This window comes from Xenorhabdus hominickii (assembly GCF_002632725.1).
GTDB lineage: Bacteria > Pseudomonadota > Gammaproteobacteria > Enterobacterales > Enterobacteriaceae > Xenorhabdus > Xenorhabdus hominickii.
This window is the reverse complement of the sequence record NZ_NJAI01000001.1, coordinates 615,096-632,153: the sequence shown is the minus strand read 5'-3', so window position 1 is coordinate 632,153 and position 17,058 is coordinate 615,096. Positions and strand designations below refer to the sequence as shown.

The 17,058-nt window shown below is 44.5% G+C and carries 12 protein-coding genes; 9 read left to right on the top strand and 3 right to left on the bottom strand.

The window, feature by feature from the left end; translation table 11 throughout:
• Positions 1 to 120: 120 nt before the first annotated feature.
• The gene (gene ilvC, locus Xhom_RS02745) at positions 121 to 1,599 is read left to right on the top strand and encodes a ketol-acid reductoisomerase (protein ID WP_069317300.1); all 1,479 of its coding nucleotides are present in this window, start codon (positions 121 to 123) and stop codon (positions 1,597 to 1,599) included.
• Positions 1,600 to 1,684: 85 nt separating this feature from the next.
• Here the strand turns inward: ilvC and Xhom_RS02740 are convergent, their stop codons facing one another.
• Positions 1,685 to 2,800 carry a class II histone deacetylase gene (locus tag Xhom_RS02740; protein ID WP_069317299.1) on the bottom strand — a complete coding sequence of 372 codons (1,116 nt, stop codon included), beginning with the start codon at positions 2,798 to 2,800 and terminating at the stop codon, positions 1,685 to 1,687.
• Positions 2,801 to 3,553: 753 nt separating this feature from the next.
• Here Xhom_RS02740 and rep point away from each other — a divergent pair.
• Positions 3,554 to 5,575, top strand: coding sequence for a DNA helicase Rep (gene rep, locus Xhom_RS02735; protein ID WP_069317298.1), 2,022 nt, complete (start codon positions 3,554 to 3,556; stop codon positions 5,573 to 5,575).
• 33 nt (positions 5,576 to 5,608) lie between these two features.
• Here rep and gppA read toward each other — a convergent pair whose 3' ends face one another.
• Positions 5,609 to 7,117 (bottom strand): guanosine-5'-triphosphate,3'-diphosphate diphosphatase, encoded by a 1,509-nt coding sequence (gene gppA / locus Xhom_RS02730; protein WP_069317297.1) that lies wholly within the window; start codon positions 7,115 to 7,117, stop codon positions 5,609 to 5,611.
• A gap of 23 nt (positions 7,118 to 7,140) precedes the next feature.
• Positions 7,141 to 8,424: an ATP-dependent RNA helicase RhlB gene (gene rhlB / locus Xhom_RS02725; protein WP_069317296.1), complete on the bottom strand. Its 1,284-nt coding sequence runs from the start codon at positions 8,422 to 8,424 to the stop codon at positions 7,141 to 7,143.
• A 121-nt stretch (positions 8,425 to 8,545) separates the two neighbouring features.
• Between rhlB and trxA the strand changes: the two genes are divergently transcribed.
• From trxA to rffG, 7 genes are all read left to right on the top strand, one after another.
• Complete coding sequence (gene trxA / locus Xhom_RS02720) at positions 8,546 to 8,887, top strand: thioredoxin TrxA (protein WP_069317295.1); 342 nt, start codon at positions 8,546 to 8,548, stop codon at positions 8,885 to 8,887.
• Positions 8,888 to 9,602: 715 nt separating this feature from the next.
• On the top strand, positions 9,603 to 10,862 hold the full coding sequence (gene rho / locus Xhom_RS02710) for a transcription termination factor Rho (protein ID WP_010845326.1): 1,260 nt from the start codon (positions 9,603 to 9,605) through the stop codon (positions 10,860 to 10,862).
• Positions 10,863 to 11,224: 362 nt separating this feature from the next.
• Complete coding sequence (gene wecA, locus Xhom_RS02705) at positions 11,225 to 12,298, top strand: UDP-N-acetylglucosamine--undecaprenyl-phosphate N-acetylglucosaminephosphotransferase (protein WP_418384938.1); 1,074 nt, start codon at positions 11,225 to 11,227, stop codon at positions 12,296 to 12,298.
• 31 nt (positions 12,299 to 12,329) lie between these two features.
• Complete coding sequence (wzzE, locus tag Xhom_RS02700; protein WP_069317294.1) at positions 12,330 to 13,391, top strand: ECA polysaccharide chain length modulation protein; 1,062 nt, start codon at positions 12,330 to 12,332, stop codon at positions 13,389 to 13,391.
• Positions 13,392 to 13,570: 179 nt separating this feature from the next.
• Complete coding sequence (wecB, locus tag Xhom_RS02695) at positions 13,571 to 14,701, top strand: non-hydrolyzing UDP-N-acetylglucosamine 2-epimerase (RefSeq protein WP_069317293.1); 1,131 nt, start codon at positions 13,571 to 13,573, stop codon at positions 14,699 to 14,701.
• The gene (wecC, locus tag Xhom_RS02690) at positions 14,698 to 15,960 is read left to right on the top strand and encodes a UDP-N-acetyl-D-mannosamine dehydrogenase (RefSeq protein ID WP_069317292.1); all 1,263 of its coding nucleotides are present in this window, start codon (positions 14,698 to 14,700) and stop codon (positions 15,958 to 15,960) included. The genes wecB and wecC overlap by 4 nt, the downstream gene beginning before the upstream one ends.
• A complete protein-coding gene (gene rffG, locus Xhom_RS02685; protein WP_069317291.1) occupies positions 15,957 to 17,042 on the top strand; it encodes a dTDP-glucose 4,6-dehydratase in 1,086 nt (361 codons plus the stop codon). The genes wecC and rffG overlap by 4 nt, the downstream gene beginning before the upstream one ends.
• Positions 17,043 to 17,058 lie beyond the last annotated feature (16 nt).

The following is a 17,058-nucleotide window of genomic DNA, read 5'->3' as shown; positions in this document are numbered from 1 at the left end:
AAAAAGAATGTTGCATAAACTGCAATATAGTCTTGTTAATATATCAATTTAAGCAATAGCGTTCATGTCATATATTGGTTTTATGCAAACAACCTCACACCTAATTATATCGGAGTCACCATGGCTAATTATTTTGATACGTTAAACTTGCGCCAACAATTAGCGCAGTTAGGCAAATGTCGTTTTATGGCACGGGAAGAATTTGCTGACGAAGCAGGATATTTAAAAGGCAAGAAAGTGGTGATTGTCGGCTGTGGGGCGCAAGGGCTAAATCAAGGGCTTAATATGCGTGATTCAGGTTTGGATATTGCCTATGCCTTGCGTAACGAAGCGATAGAAGAAAAACGCGCATCATGGCGTAAGGCAACCGAAAATGGCTTTAAGGTTGGTACATATGAAGAATTGATCCCACACGCCGATCTGGTTATTAACCTGACGCCTGACAAACAGCATTCTGCGGTTGTTCAGGCGGTGCAACCTTTAATGAAAGAAGACGCGACATTGGGATATTCCCACGGCTTCAATATTGTAGAAGTGGGTGAACAGATCCGTAAAGATATTACTGTCGTGATGGTTGCACCTAAGTGCCCGGGTACGGAAGTTCGCGAAGAATATAAACGTGGATTTGGTGTTCCAACCTTGATTGCTGTTCATCCGGAAAACGATGCGAAAGGCGAAGGGCTGGCTATTGCGAAAGCGTGGGCGGCGGCTACTGGTGGCCATCGTGCGGGGGTTCTGGAATCTTCTTTTGTAGCAGAAGTAAAATCTGACCTGATGGGCGAACAGACCATTTTGTGTGGTATGTTACAGGCTGGTTCCCTGCTGTGTTATGACAAACTGATTGCCGAGGGTGCAGAGTCAGGTTATGCCGGCAAATTAATTCAGTTTGGTTGGGAGACTATCACCGAAGCTCTGAAACAAGGCGGCATTACGCTGATGATGGATCGTCTTTCCAATCCAGCAAAACTGCGTGCTTATGCCCTTTCTGAGCAACTGAAAGTGATTTTGGCTCCACTGTTCCAGAAACATATGGATGATATTATTTCTGGCGAATTTTCTTCCGCGATGATGGCTGACTGGGCGGATGATGATAAAAATCTACTGACTTGGCGTGAGGAAACGGGCAAGACACCATTTGAAAATTACCCGGACTATAACGGTCACATCAGCGAGCAAGAATACTTTGACCATGGCGTGTTGATGATTGCGATGGCCAAGGCAGGTGTCGAGCTGGCATTTGAAACGATGGTGGATTCCGGCATTATTGAAGAGTCTGCTTATTACGAATCGCTGCACGAGTTGCCGCTGATTGCGAATACCATTGCTCGTAAGCGTCTGTATGAAATGAATGTGGTAATTTCCGATACGGCTGAATACGGTAACTATCTGTTCTCTTACGTTGCAGTTCCATTACTTAAAGAGAAATTTATGGCTACTTTGCAGGCTGGGGACATTGGTAAATCCGTGGCAGATAGTAGTATCGACAATGCTCAATTACGTGATGTTAACGAAGCTATTCGTAACCATCCGATTGAAATTATCGGCCATACTCTGCGTGGTTATATGACTGATATGAAACGCATCTCTGTCGGTGGATAATTTTCTTATCAGACAGACTCTATAAATGCCATACATGAGATAACGCCCGATGAAATCCTATCAGGCGTTATTTTTTTATAATGATTTACAGGGCAAGCTGTTGTTTCAGAACATCAATTTCCTGACGCTGAACAGTTTCAAACAGTGCTCTCGGTTGCTGTGATTCAAGCATGTTCAGCGCGGGATCGATCACTTCAGTGCGAACACCTGATAATTCTTCCATGACGGCCAAGCCACAGAAAGGCACATAGGCTTCGGAATAACCGCCTTCGTGCACCATCACCAGTTTGCCATGACAGAACTCATCTGCTATTTGTTGCATCTTACGCGTCATCTCACGGAAACTGTCACTATGTAGCTGCATCCGTGCTAGTGGATCAAAGCCATTGGCGTCATAGCCACAGGCAATAATAATCAGCTCAGGCTGGTAACGTCGCAGTGCCGGCATGACAATTTGATCTATGGCATACATATAGCTGTCATGACCCGCACCAGCCATCAGTGGAATATTGATATTGAATCCTTCACCCGGACCTTCACCGATATCGTCTTCGCCACTATAACCTGCGGGATAGCAGCGATCCTGATGTAGTGAAATTGTCAGTACATCATCCCGTTGCCAAAAGATATGCTGTGTTCCATTACCGTGATGCACATCCCAGTCAACTACCGCTACTCGGCCAAGGCCCAGTTGCTCTTTTGCTTTTTCAATCGCAAGAGAAATATTAGAAAGGAAACAGAAGCCCATGGCTTGGTCGGGTAGGCAATGATGCCCAGGTGGGCGAGAAAGGCTGTAGGCATTGTCCAGCTCACCGTGCAATACGGCTTTTACCGCAGCATAGGCTAGCCCAGTAGACAGTTTGGCAATTTCATAACTGCCTGCCCCCAGCGAAGCTTCATCTCCCAATACGCCACCGCCGTTATCGCTCAGGTATTTGAAACGCTGTAGATAAGATTCTGTGTGAACGAGTCTTAATGTTGCTTCATCGATAGGTTCAGCGCTCATTAGCTGCAAGGAGTGACTTAAACCGGAAACATCCATCAAGCTTTTCATTCTGCGCTTGGTTTCCGGCGATTCAGCATGTCCGGCTCCAGAAGGAGGTTGCATCCACCCAGCCGCAGGAAAGGTTAAGACATGTTGTAATCCGCTATGATGCCATAAGCAGCTTTCATCAAAGAAAAAACCAGTTTTACGTAGCATATTGCATCCCTTTTTACTGATATCGTTGTAACGTATGTGAGTGAAAATGGTGAGTGTAAATTCACTATTACATAGGGAATGATAATAAATCTATGGTAAGTTAAATAACTTTAATGATTATCACAGAAATAGTTTATGACATGATAAGTTTTATTTTATCAGTTAAAAATAATACTCTTAAAAAGAGTGTTTCCTGTATTCTATTGATATTAAATGAAATTTTTTATTTGATTTTCCGTTATCATTATCCAGCAGCGTAATGAATAATAAGTAATTTCTCTGCTTTTCATGCTGACAATTTTAAATATTATTGAGAATGTAACAAATAATAAAGGGGCGGAGATGATAATGACTATAGATATAGGGTAATCCTTATTTTCATAAAAACTAGTGAACAGTATTAATGAGGAGAGGAATGCGTAAAGAGATATTTTTTTGCTAAATAATTTTAATCCTGTAATGACATAGAGGACAACTAAAAATAACGGCATATAATTTTGTGCGAAAAGTATTTGCACGTATTCCCTTTTACTGTGATTGACTCCAATATTTTTCAAATATTGCTTGAAAATAAACGACTGGTGTAGGTGGATATATTCTATATGTTAAATAATCAGTTTATACGCTTCATCTTTCAAGCTGCCTCAATGCAATCTGAAATCTATTGGGTAACAAAGAAAACCGCCCCCCTGTCCCGCTTTCTGCTAAGCTTCCTACCCCTGATATTTATCTTGATATAACCTTCGAAACAGTATGCGATTAAATCCTAGCCAACAACAAGCAGTTGAATTCGTGACAGGGCCTTGTCTGGTTCTGGCGGGTGCAGGTTCCGGTAAAACCCGGGTGATCACCAATAAAATTGCTCACCTGATCCGCGCTTGTGGTTACCAAGCTCGCCATATTGCCGCCGTGACCTTCACCAATAAAGCCGCCCGAGAAATGAAAGAACGTGTCGCACAAACGTTGGGGCGCAAGGAAACCAAAGGGTTGATGATCTCGACATTTCATACCTTGGGTCTGGAAATCGTCAAGCGTGAATATAAGGCGCTGGGTATGAAGAGTAACTTCTCTTTGTTTGACGATCAGGATCAAATGGCATTGTTGAAAGATCTCACTGCTGATTTACTGGAAGAAGATAAAGATCTACTGCAAAAATTGATCTCCAGTATTTCCAACTGGAAGAATGATCTTCTGTCACCTGAACAGGTCATGCGTCAAGCTCGTTCCTCACAGGAACATCAATTTGCGGAGTGTTATCGTCGTTATGATCTGCATTTGAACAGCTGCAATGTTCTCGATTTTGATGATTTGATTACTAAGCCAACATTGTTGCTAATGCGTGATGAAGAAGTCAGGGAACGTTGGCAGAATAAAATTCGTTACTTGCTGGTGGATGAATATCAGGATACCAACACCAGCCAATATCAATTGGTGAAATTGTTGGTGGGGAATCGTGCGCGCTTTACGGTCGTGGGTGATGATGATCAGTCTATTTATTCATGGCGTGGTGCTCGTCCACAGAATTTGATTCTACTGAAAGACGATTTTCCGCAGTTAAATGTGATTAAGCTGGAACAAAATTACCGTTCATCAGGGCGGATATTGAAAGCAGCAAATATCTTGATTGCCAACAATCCGCATGTTTTTGAGAAGAAGCTGTTTTCCGAATTGAGTTATGGCGATCTGCTCCGAGTGATTGAAGCCAACAATGAAGATCATGAAGCTGAACGAGTCGTGGGAGAACTGATCGCTCATCATTTTATCAATAAAACAGATTATAAAGATTATGCCATTCTTTATCGCGGTAATCACCAATCCCGCATCTTCGAAAAAATGCTGATGCAAAATCGCATTCCTTACCGAATTTCGGGAGGAACGTCGTTCTTTTCTCGCCCAGAGATTAAAGACTTACTCTCTTATTTGCGTGTCTTAACTAATCCTGAGGATGACAGTGCGTTTCTGCGCATCGTTAATACACCTCGGCGAGAAATCGGGGCGGTGACGGTTCAGAAACTGGGAGAGTGGGCGAAACATCGCAACAAAAGCTTATATCAAGCCAGTTTTGATCTTGGTCTGGAGCAGAATTTGACCGGACGTGGTTTGGCGGCATTGCAACGTTTTACCCACTGGATGGATGAAATATCCCGTCAGACAGAGCGCGAGCCGTTATTGGCTGTGCGAGACTTACTGCGTGGCATGGATTACGAAAGCTGGCTATATGAAACCTCACCCAGCCCAAAAGCGGCTGAAATGAGAATGAAAAACGTCAATCAACTTTTCACTTGGATGAGCGAAATGCTTGAAGGGGACGACTTAAATGAACCCATGACCCTTTCTCAAGTCGTGGCGCGTTTTACTCTGCGGGATATGTTGGAGCGCGGTGAGGAAGATGAAGAGTTGGATCAGATTCAACTGATGACACTACACGCTTCCAAGGGGCTGGAGTTTCCTTATGTTTTTCTGGTGGGGATGGAAGAAGGTTTGCTACCGCATCAAAGCAGTATTGATGAAGATAATATTGAGGAAGAGCGTCGGCTAGCTTATGTAGGTATTACTCGTGCCCGAAGGGAGCTGTTTTTCACTCTCAGCAAAGAGCGTCGTCAGTATGGCGAACTTATTCGCCCTGAACCAAGCCGATTTTTGTTTGAATTGCCACAAGATGATTTGGACTGGCCACAGGGCAAACGTGTGATAAGTGCGGAAGAGCGGATGAAACAAGGGCAGTCGCGCCTTGCGGATATTAAATCACGTTTGGGGCTAGGGCAGAAAAACTGAGCCGCAACTGAAACCTATCCGCTATGACGCTGCTTATCCTAAATGTGAGTTACTCTGCTCTTCAATAAATAGCTGCCATTGGATGTAGCTTTGCCATTTGATTTCTTGATGTAGTGCTTCAGCCCTGAGTGGGTGCTGTGTTTGCCATTTATAGGGCAGAATGATAATCAGTGACTCGTTTTCGACCCGTAGCCGTAAGGCAGGTAAAGTATCATCCCGTCTACGGCTGGCGAAGATAATCGTTAAGCGCAATAAACGGCATAGCCGTTGTGCTAGTAATAAGGGGAGGGCATTTTGCTGACTGAGTGATGCAAAGTCGATGGTGCCACTTTGGTTTTTCAACAGTATTGCCATCAAACGCTTTTGTGCCGGAGTGTAACCGGGCAGATCCAAATGGCTAATTAAGTAAGCTGAGTGGGCTGGTCCTTGGCGAAAATCGACACACAGGCCGATTTCATGCAGCAGACAAGCACTGCCTAATAACTCACGGCACCGTTCATCCAATTCCCACGATTTGGCAATTTGCTGAAAAAAATGATTGGCCAGTTCCTGAACATGCTGAGCCTGCTCGATATCCAGATGAAAGCGTTGCTGAACTGTGCGTAGAGTTCGGGCGCGAATATCCTGTTCAATCGGTAAATCCAGCATCCCGTACACCAATCCCTCACGTAATGCTCCACCTGCCAGTGTCATGCTTTCGATGCCCAGCGCCTGAAAGATGGCAATTAAGATGGCTAACCCACTCGGGAAAACTAATGCCCGTTCTAACGTCAGACCATCAATTTCCAGTTCTTCCAGCTTACCGCATTCAATTGCTTTAGATTTAAGTTGCTGTAATTTCGGCAGTGTGATCAGTTCATCCATACCTTGGGCGATCATGATCTCTTGTAGTGCCTGTACGGTGCCGGAAGCGCCTACACAAATCTGCCAACCCTGAGCAAGTAACGTTGTCGTGACGGGATCAAGAATATGCTGAGCCGCCATTTCTGCTTTTGCAAAGTTTTCTTCTGTCAGGCTACGATCATTGAAATAGCGTTCCAGCCAAGTCACACAGCCCATTTCAAGACTGAATAATTGGGTCGCTTGTGCGCCAGTGCCAGTCACTAATTCGGTACTGCCACCACCAATATCCACAACGAGACGCTTTTCAGGCCCTCCAGTAGTATGGGCAACACCTTGGTAAATTAGCCGAGCTTCTTCCTCACCTTTGATGATTTTGACTGGGTTCCCCAATATTTCACAGGCCTTCCCGACAAATTCATCGGAATTTGCTGCAAGTCGCAATGTTGCTGTCGCGACTACGCGGATCTGTGAGGCAGGGATATCCTGCAAATATTCCGCAAACAGGCGGAGGCATTGCCATCCTCGTTCCATGGCTTGCTGTGATAATTGGTTGTTTTTATCCAATCCGGCGGCCAGCCTGACTTTACGTTTAATGCGCGTGACCACTTGAATACTACCGGATACTTCACGGACAACCAGCATATGGAAACTGTTTGAGCCTAAATCAATAGCGGCATAAAGCGAAGAAGAACTCAGCATAGTATTATTCCAGCATATGTTATTTAGCCTGAACGTTTACGGTTGTGCGGTGCATTACCACGGCGCGGCATATTGGTACGGCGTGGATGTCCTCCTGAACGTGCACGGTTACGGCGCTTGGGTACTGGTAAGTCTTTCAGCAGTGCATCGCTGTTATATTTGCTGACAGGTATTTGATGCTGGATATACTCTTCAATAGCAGGCAGATTCAACACATACTCTTCACATGCCAGACTGATGGAATGACCACTTTCTCCAGCACGGCCAGTTCGACCAATACGGTGGACATAATCTTCACAGTCATCCGGCAGGTCATAGTTAAAGACATGTGTCACAGATGGAATATGTAACCCACGAGCGGCAACATCGGTAGCAACCAGAATATCCAGATTTCCCAGACTGAATTCTTCGAGAATACGCAGGCGTTTTTTCTGTGCGACATCACCCGTCAGCAGACCGACACGATGACCATCGGCAGCCAGATGTGCCCAGATATCTTCACAGCGGTGTTTGGTATTGGCAAAAATGATACAGCGATCTGGCCACTCTTCTTCCAACAAGGTCTGTAGCAGACGCATTTTTTCTTCATTGGAGGGATAAAATAGCTCTTCCTGAATGCGATGCCCTGTTTTTTGTAAAGGCTCCACTTCCACATATTCAGGATTATTCATTTGTTCGAAAGCCAGTTCACGCACTCGGTAAGATAGGGTGGCGGAAAACAGCAAATTCATTCTTTCTGTGGCAACAGGGATGCGGCGAAATAGCCAGCGGATATCTTTGATAAATCCTAAATCGTACATACGATCCGCTTCATCAAGTACGACAACTTGAATGGCACCAAGATGGATATGCCCATTTTTTGCGTAATCGATCAAACGACCGGTTGTGCCAATGACGACATCGACGCCGGATTCCAGCACCTTAAGTTGCTTATCATAGCCATCGCCGCCGTAAGCTAGACCCATTTTCAACCCAGTGGATGCTGCGAGTTCTTCGGCATCAGAATAAATTTGGACAGCTAATTCGCGGGTAGGAGCCATAATCAACGCTCTTGGTTGATTGATTTTGCGCTCCTTCGCCGCAGGGTGGGTTAGTAAATAATGAAAAGTAGACGTCAGAAATGCCAGCGTCTTGCCTGTTCCGGTTTGTGCTTGCCCCGCAACATCTCGGCCTTCGACAGTAAAAGGCAATGTTAGCGCCTGTATCGGCGTACAGTTGGAAAATCCCTTTTTATCAAGGGCTTCTACTACCTTGGGGTGCAATGCGAAGTCGGAAAACTTCTTTTCTGTCAAATGTGTTTTGCTCATAGTGTGGTAGAATATCAGTTAACTATTGCTTTAAGAAAGTGTATCCGCTGAAATAAAGACACCCTTATGTTGGTTAATGTACACTGACACCGAAAAAGATTTTACTTTTGGAGCCAAAATAATGAATGAAAAGATTGTAAGTGCTGAGATCTCTCATCTGACTGATAGTGACTTCAACGAAGACAAACTGGCAAAAGCCGGTATTGTTCTGGTTGAGTTTTGGGCTGAATGGTGCGGTCCTTGCAAAATGATGGCGCCTATTTTGAATGAAATTGCTTCAGAATACGCAGATCAGTTGACTGTTGCTAAGCTGAATATTGATGATCACTCAGAAACAGCACCAAAATTCGGTATTCGCGGTATTCCTACACTGATTTTATTTAAAGACGGTGAGAAGGCTGCGGTAAAAGTGGGGGCCCTGTCAAAAACTCAATTGAAAGAGTTTTTGGAGCCACATCTCTAATTTAGAGTTAGGTCACAGTAATTACGGGCGTTTAGCGGATCAAGTGATTTATCCGATTGACCGCTAGACGTCCGCTGCGAAGCATGGTAAGTTAGCGGTCACGTGCTTGTATGAGGCATTGAATAAGAGAATTCTTTACTCGATATAGAGATTTATTAACATATATTGATCGAAAGAGTTGACATTAGGCATGTTGCATACTAAACAATCTGTAGTGTCTGATAAATCTGTTATTTCCGGATCACCTGAAGCATCTGATAGCATATCGCATTTGGTAAAATTTCTGAGGTTATATACGAATTACTCAGTATGTATATAGCTTGGTGTACTGATAGTGTTCTGATGCTGAACATCTTTTTTAAGCTGGATGTTTTTTGTTAGGCGTTTTTTATGTTGAATCCTCTTGTGTTGGGTATAGAACCCACTAAGACAACATTCATAATGAAACGGTGCTTACATTGAGATAGTGCTTACGCTGAGATAGTTCCTAATATTGAAATTAACTATGTTTCTTTATTATCTCAGTCGTGTTTTGACAGTTTGTCAGCCTTATTTTGCAATCAATCTGAGTACTTCAAACTATTACCTTGTAATATAAATTAATATGTTAGAAGGTGTTATTCGTTTTTGGTACAAATAAACAGGCATCGATAACGCTGCCATACCATTCACGTTCATAGTTCGAGATATACCCCGAGTTAAAGAACCCACCATTATGAATCTTACCGAATTAAAGAATACGCCGGTATCTGAGTTGATTACTCTCGGCGAAAATATGGGGCTGGAAAATCTGGCTCGTATGCGTAAGCAAGACATCATTTTTTCTATTCTCAAGCAGCATGCTAAAAGCGGAGAGGATATTTTCGGAGATGGGGTGCTGGAGATATTACAGGATGGATTTGGTTTCCTCCGCTCCGCAGACAGTTCCTACCTCGCAGGTCCCGATGATATCTACGTTTCCCCTAGTCAAATCCGCCGCTTTAACCTCCGTACCGGTGATACTATTTCAGGGAAAATTCGTCCACCAAAAGAAGGTGAACGCTATTTTGCCCTGCTGAAAGTTAACGAAGTTAACTTTGATAAACCTGAAAACGCCCGCAGTAAAATCCTATTTGAAAACTTGACTCCACTTCATGCCAATAACCGTCTGCGCATGGAACGTGGTAATGGTTCGACTGAGGATTTGACAGCTCGAGTTCTGGATCTGGCTGCACCGATTGGTCGTGGTCAGCGTGGCTTGATTGTCGCTCCACCAAAAGCGGGTAAAACCATGCTGCTGCAAAATATTGCAGCTAACATCGCCCACAACTACCCAGATTGCGTTCTGATGGTTCTACTGATTGACGAACGTCCAGAAGAAGTTACCGAAATGCAGCGTCTGGTAAAAGGTGAAGTCATTGCTTCAACCTTTGATGAACCTGCTTCCCGTCACGTTCAAGTGGCTGAAATGGTCATCGAAAAAGCAAAACGTCTGGTTGAGCATAAAAAAGACGTTATTATTCTGCTGGACTCCATTACCCGTCTGGCTCGTGCGTATAACACCGTTGTTCCTGCTTCCGGTAAAGTATTGACCGGGGGCGTGGATGCAAATGCGTTACATCGTCCAAAACGTTTCTTTGGTGCTGCACGTAACGTAGAAGAAGGTGGTAGCCTGACCATCATTGCTACAGCGCTGGTTGATACCGGCTCTAAGATGGATGAGGTTATTTACGAAGAATTTAAAGGTACAGGTAACATGGAATTGCACCTGTCCCGTAAGATCGCTGAAAAACGTGTTTTCCCAGCCATTGATTACAACCGCTCTGGTACACGTAAAGAAGAATTGCTTACTACACAAGATGAGCTGCAGAAGATGTGGATCCTGCGTAAAATCATTCATCCGATGGGTGAAATCGATGCGATGGAATTCCTTATCAACAAACTAGCTATGACAAAAACCAACGAAGAGTTCTTCGATTTTATGAAACGCTCATAACGCCGCAAGCGAATTCATCGTCCTGAAATAAAAAGTAATCATTTCATTAAAGCGCCACGTTTTTGTGGCGTTTTTTATTGGTGATTTATCCTATTAGCTTGAAATGGTATGTATTTTGCATGTTTTTCGATTAATTGAATGCGTGTTTTTTAAACGAGTGCTTTATAATAGTTTGATAAATCATTTTTGGGCATGCCCTACTGTTTATATGATCCAATCGGTTAATTTTTATAAATCAGGATGTCTGTCTTATTAACAGGGAGCTTATGGGTTTGGTATTGACTGGAGAATCCATAAGTTAATGAATGATAGATGACCCATCGTTATTTTTGCAGAGAGTTGTTATTGTGAATAATACCAGTATAAGTGTCGAAGTTTTTTGCGTATTTATATTTTCGTTCGCGTTTTTGTTTGTGGTACGCAAAGTAGCAAAAAGTATAGGTCTGGTCGATAAACCGAATTACCGTAAACGCCACCATGGTTTAGTGCCTTTGGTGGGGGGAATATCTGTTTTTTTTGGTCTTTTTTTCGCTTTTGTTATAACAAAAGAGTTTATACCTCATAAATGGTTATATTTGATTTGTGCTGGGGTATTAGTCTTTATCGGGGCATTAGATGATCGTTTTGATATCAGTGTGAAGATTCGGGCAACGATTCAAGCGCTGGTGGGTATCAGTATGATGTATTTCGCCGGCCTTAAGCTTGAAAACTTGGGTAATGCTTTTGGTCCATGGGAAATGACATTGGGCCCATTCAGCTATGTTGTGACTTTATTCGCTGTCTGGGCGGCCATTAACGCTTTCAATATGGTGGATGGTATTGATGGTCTGCTGGGGGGATTATCTTGTGTCTCTTTCGGTGCCTTGGGGATTTTGCTGTACGAAAATGGTAATACAGCACTGGCATTTTGGTGTTTTACATTTATTGCAGGGATCTTGCCTTATACCTTTCTCAATCTTGGGCTATTCGGTCAACGTTTCAAAGTATTTATGGGCGATGCGGGCAGTACCTTAATCGGTTTCACCATTATTTGGTTACTCACCGAATCGACACAAGGAGAAAACCGTTCTATTAGCCCTGTAACAGCATTGTGGATCATTGCGATTCCATTGATGGATATGGTGGCTATTATGTACCGTCGGCTGCGTAAAGGAATGAGTCCGTTTTCTCCGGATCGCCAGCATATTCACCATTTGATGATGCGCGCTGGGTTTACACCCCGTCAAGCGTTTATCTTGATTACAGTGGCAGCGGCTTTATTGGCGGCAGTGGGCATTATTGGTGATCGATTGAGTTTTATTCCAGAGTGGATGATGTTGGCATTATTCTTGCTCGCATTTGTGCTGTATGGTTATTGCATCAAGCATGCATGGCGGGTGGCCCGTTTTATCAAACGGTGTAAACGCCGTATGCGTCGGGCAGAAAACCAGCATTAAAGACATCGAATTATCAAAGGGGTTTTGTGCAGTGATAAATTCAGAAACGAAATCTAAACAGGATCAACCGGTTATAGAACATGAGCTGGATATTCGTGCGCTGTGTCATGCTCTATGGTATGGGAAGATATGGATTATTGCACTGGCAATGATTTTCGCTGCTGTTGCTCTGGGCGTATCTTATCTGATGCAGCCAAAGTGGAGCACAACCGCTGTTGTGGATTTACCAACGACCAATAACCTCGGGAGTTACTATTCACAACAACAGTTTATGCGCAATCTGGATACCCACATCAATGCTTCTCCAGAAGCACAATTGCCGACTATTCCAGATGGTGCATATAAAGAATTCATGACACAAGTTGCGGCGTATGATACCCGTCGTGAATTTTGGCTTCATTCCGATTATTACAAACAGCGCAGGGAAGGGAAGGCTAAAGCTGATGCCGCATTGCTGGATGAATTGATCAACAATATTCAGATCACTCGGCGTGATGACAATAAAGCGTTAAATGACAGTATCAAATTGACGGCAGAAACGGCCGTTGATGCCAACCAGCTTCTGCGCAAGTATATTGCGTTTGCCAATCAACACGCGAGCACTCACCTGAATAATGAAATTAAAGGTGCATGGGCAACACGCACTCAGTCGATGAAAGCGCTGGTGAAACGTCAGGAGATTGTGGCTAAGGTGATTTACAATCGCGAATTGAATGTCTTGCAGCAATCACTGAAAATAGCTGAGAAACAAGGCATTCACCGTAATCAGACGAGCATCCCTATCGAAGAGTTACCTGAATCTAAAATGTTTATGCTGGGTACGCCATTGTTGCAGGCTCAGATTGAAACTTTGGAAGCTACGGGGCCTAATTACAGTATCGATTATGATCAAAACATGGCGATGCTGACGACATTAAACGTCGGCCCAACTCTGCAAGATGTTTTCCAGACTTACCGCTATCTAAGAACGCCTGAGGAACCCGTCAATCGAGACAGTCCCCGTCGTGCTTTCATGATGATTATGTGGGGAGCCATTGGTATGCTGGTGGGAGCTGGAGTCGCTCTGGTAAGGCGTCCACGCCCCGACAGTTAATACACATGATTCATCAGTTACATAATTCATCAGTTTTATTTAGGGTAATAACAAGTTAACGACTGTTTCCGTCATCTGTATTCGGTATGCCTACTGAGCGGATGCAGGGATGGAAATGGCGGTTAAGAACGCCCTTTCGTGGAAACGTCAGCAATGATTTACAAAATAAGAGAGCCACTGTGAAAGTGTTGACTGTGTTTGGTACTCGGCCGGAAGCCATTAAAATGGCGCCGTTGGTACACGCATTGGCTAAGGATACTGCCTTTGACGCAAAAGTGTGCGTTACCGCCCAGCATAGAGAGATGTTGGATCAGGTGTTGCACTTGTTTGGGATAGCACCGGATTTTGATCTTAACATCATGCAAAAGGGGCAGGATCTCACGGATATTACATGCCGCATCCTACAAGGCATGAAACCTGTGCTGGAAGAGTTTAAGCCTGACGTGGTATTGGTACATGGTGATACGACTACCACCATGGCAACCAGTCTGGCTGCATTCTATCAGCATATCCCGGTCGGCCATATTGAAGCAGGGTTGAGAACCGGAGATCTTTACTCTCCGTGGCCGGAGGAAGCCAATCGCAAAATTGCGGGACATTTGGCAATGTACCATTTTGCGCCGACAGAGAATTCCCAGAATAACCTATTAAAAGAGTCGATTGCGGAAAACCGTATTTTTGTTACGGGCAATACCGTTATTGATGCACTGCTGTCAGTACGTGATCGCATCATGAATGATGAAGCCATGTATGAGCAGCTTGCTGAACTTTATCCCTTCATCGATTCGAATAAAAAAATAATTCTGGTGACAGGCCACCGCCGTGAGAGCTTTGGCAGAGGGTTTGAGCGTATTTGCGAAGCATTGGCACAGATCGCCAGAACTCATCCTGATGTTCAGGTGGTTTATCCTGTTCATTTGAACCCGAATGTCAGTGAGCCGGTTAAGCGTATTCTGCATGATATTGATAACGTCATCCTTATCAAACCTCAGGATTACCTGCCTTTTGTCTATTTGATGAACCATGCCTACATGATCTTGACTGATTCTGGTGGCGTTCAGGAAGAAGCGCCTTCTCTGGGAAAACCAGTTCTGGTCATGCGTAATACCACTGAACGACCTGAAGCCGTTGATGCGGGTACAGTGCGTTTGGTGGGAACAGAAACACAGACTATCGTTGCAGAAGTGACGCGTCTGTTGACGGATGATATTGCTTATCAACAAATGAGCCATGCCCATAACCCTTACGGTGATGGTAAGGCTTGCCAGCGAATTCTCGAAGTATTGAGGAAGAATCAGGTGACATTATGAATTTTGAAACAATTTCTGTTATCGGTTTGGGTTATATCGGTCTGCCCACTGCAGCGGCATTTGCCTCCCGCCAAAAAAGAGTTATCGGTGTGGATGTCAACCAATATGCGGTAGAAACGATCAACCGTGGCGAGATTCATATCGTTGAGCCTGATTTAGATAAGGTTGTGAAAGTGGCAGTTGAAGGTGGCTATCTGAAAGCCGTAGCAACTCCACAAACAGCGGATGCTTTTTTAATTGCCGTACCAACGCCGTTTAAGGGAGATCATGAGCCGGATATGGCTTATGTTCGCGCTGCGGCGGAATCAATCGCGCCAGTCTTGAAAAAAGGCGATTTAATTATTTTGGAGTCGACCTCACCAGTTGGTGCGACAGAACAGATGGCTGAGTGGCTGGCAGCAGCCCGGCCTGATCTCTCATTCCCACAACAAAGTGGTGAAAATTCGGACATTGATATCGCCTATTGCCCTGAGCGGGTTCTGCCGGGACAAGTCATGGTGGAATTGATCAAAAATGATCGCGTAATCGGAGGGATGACACCAAAATCCTCTCGCCGGGCAAGTGAACTGTACAAAATCTTCCTCGAAGGCGAATGTGTTGTTACGAATGCCAAAACAGCGGAAATGTGCAAACTGACCGAAAACAGTTTCCGTGATGTCAATATCGCCTTTGCCAATGAACTTTCTTTGATCTGTGCTGAACAGGGAATCAATGTGTGGGAACTGATTAGCCTGGCAAATCGTCATCCACGCGTCAATATACTGCAACCCGGCCCCGGCGTGGGCGGACACTGTATTGCTGTCGATCCGTGGTTTATTGTGTCCCAGAATCCAGAACAAGCCCGTTTAATTCAAACTGCGCGCTTGGTGAATGATGGCAAGCCACTTTGGGTATTCGATCAAGTGAAAGCTGCAGTAGCGGACTGCCTGGTCGAGAGTGGCAAACGGGCAAATGAGGTTAAAATTGCTTGTTTTGGGCTGGCATTCAAACCTAACATCGATGATTTGCGTGAAAGCCCAGCCGTTCATATTACAGAAATGGTTGCACAATGGCATGCCGGTCAAACTTTGGTTGTTGAGCCTAACGTGCATGAACTGCCCAATTCACTGAAAGGATTAACAGAATTGATGGACGTGACGAAAGCATTGGAAGAAGCTGACGTTATCTTGATGCTGGTTGATCACAAGCAATTTAAAGCCATTGATGGTGATGCCATAAAACAAAAATGGGTTGTTGATACAAAAGGAGTTTGGCGGTGAAACGCATTCTTATCACAGGTGGTGCGGGCTTTATTGGCTCTGCGGTTGTGCGTCATATTATTAATCATACCGAAGACAGTGTCGTCGTCGTTGATAGCCTGACTTATGCCGGAAATCTTGAATCACTGGCACCGGTTGCTAACCATCCCCGCTATGCGTTTGAGCAAGTTGATATCTGTCAGCGTGATAACTTGGAGCGTGTATTCCAGCAATACCAGCCGGATGCCGTTATGCATCTGGCAGCGGAAAGCCATGTTGACCGTTCAATTGATGGACCAGCAGCATTTATCGAAACCAATATCATTGGTACTTACACTTTGCTGGAAGCAGCACGTGCATATTGGCAGCAACTGGATCAGGAAAAACACACTGCATTCCGTTTTCATCACATCTCAACGGATGAAGTCTACGGAGACTTGCACGGCGAAGACGGCTTTTTCACTGAAACGACCCCTTATGCACCGAGTAGTCCTTACTCTGCATCGAAGGCTTCCAGCGACCATTTAGTGAGGGCATGGCGTCGTACTTATGGTCTACCGACCGTGATCACGAATTGTTCCAATAATTATGGGCCTTACCATTTTCCGGAAAAATTGATCCCATTAATCATCCTGAATGCACTGGCTGGTAAACCTCTGCCGGTCTATGGCAAGGGAGAGCAGATCCGTGATTGGCTGTATGTGGAAGATCACGCCCAGGCGCTGTATTTGGTTGTGACAAAGGCAAGAGTCGGTGAAACCTATAATATCGGTGGGCATAACGAGCGCAGAAATATTGATGTTGTGGAAACCATTTGCACCTTATTGGAAGAATTTTGTCTTGAAAAAATGTGCCCTGAAAAACCCGCAGGTGTCACGTATTATCGTGACCTGATTACCTATGTGGCGGATCGCCCTGGACATGATATGCGTTACGCGATCGATGCAGCAAAAATTGAGCGCGAACTGGGCTGGACCCCACAGGAAACATTCGAATCCGGCATTCGCAAAACTGTGCAATGGTATCTGGAAAATGAAAATTGGTGGCGCAGGGTTCAGGATGGCTCTTATGCAGGAGAACGTCTTGGCTTGGGCAATGAATAAGCCCATCTGGGGGATA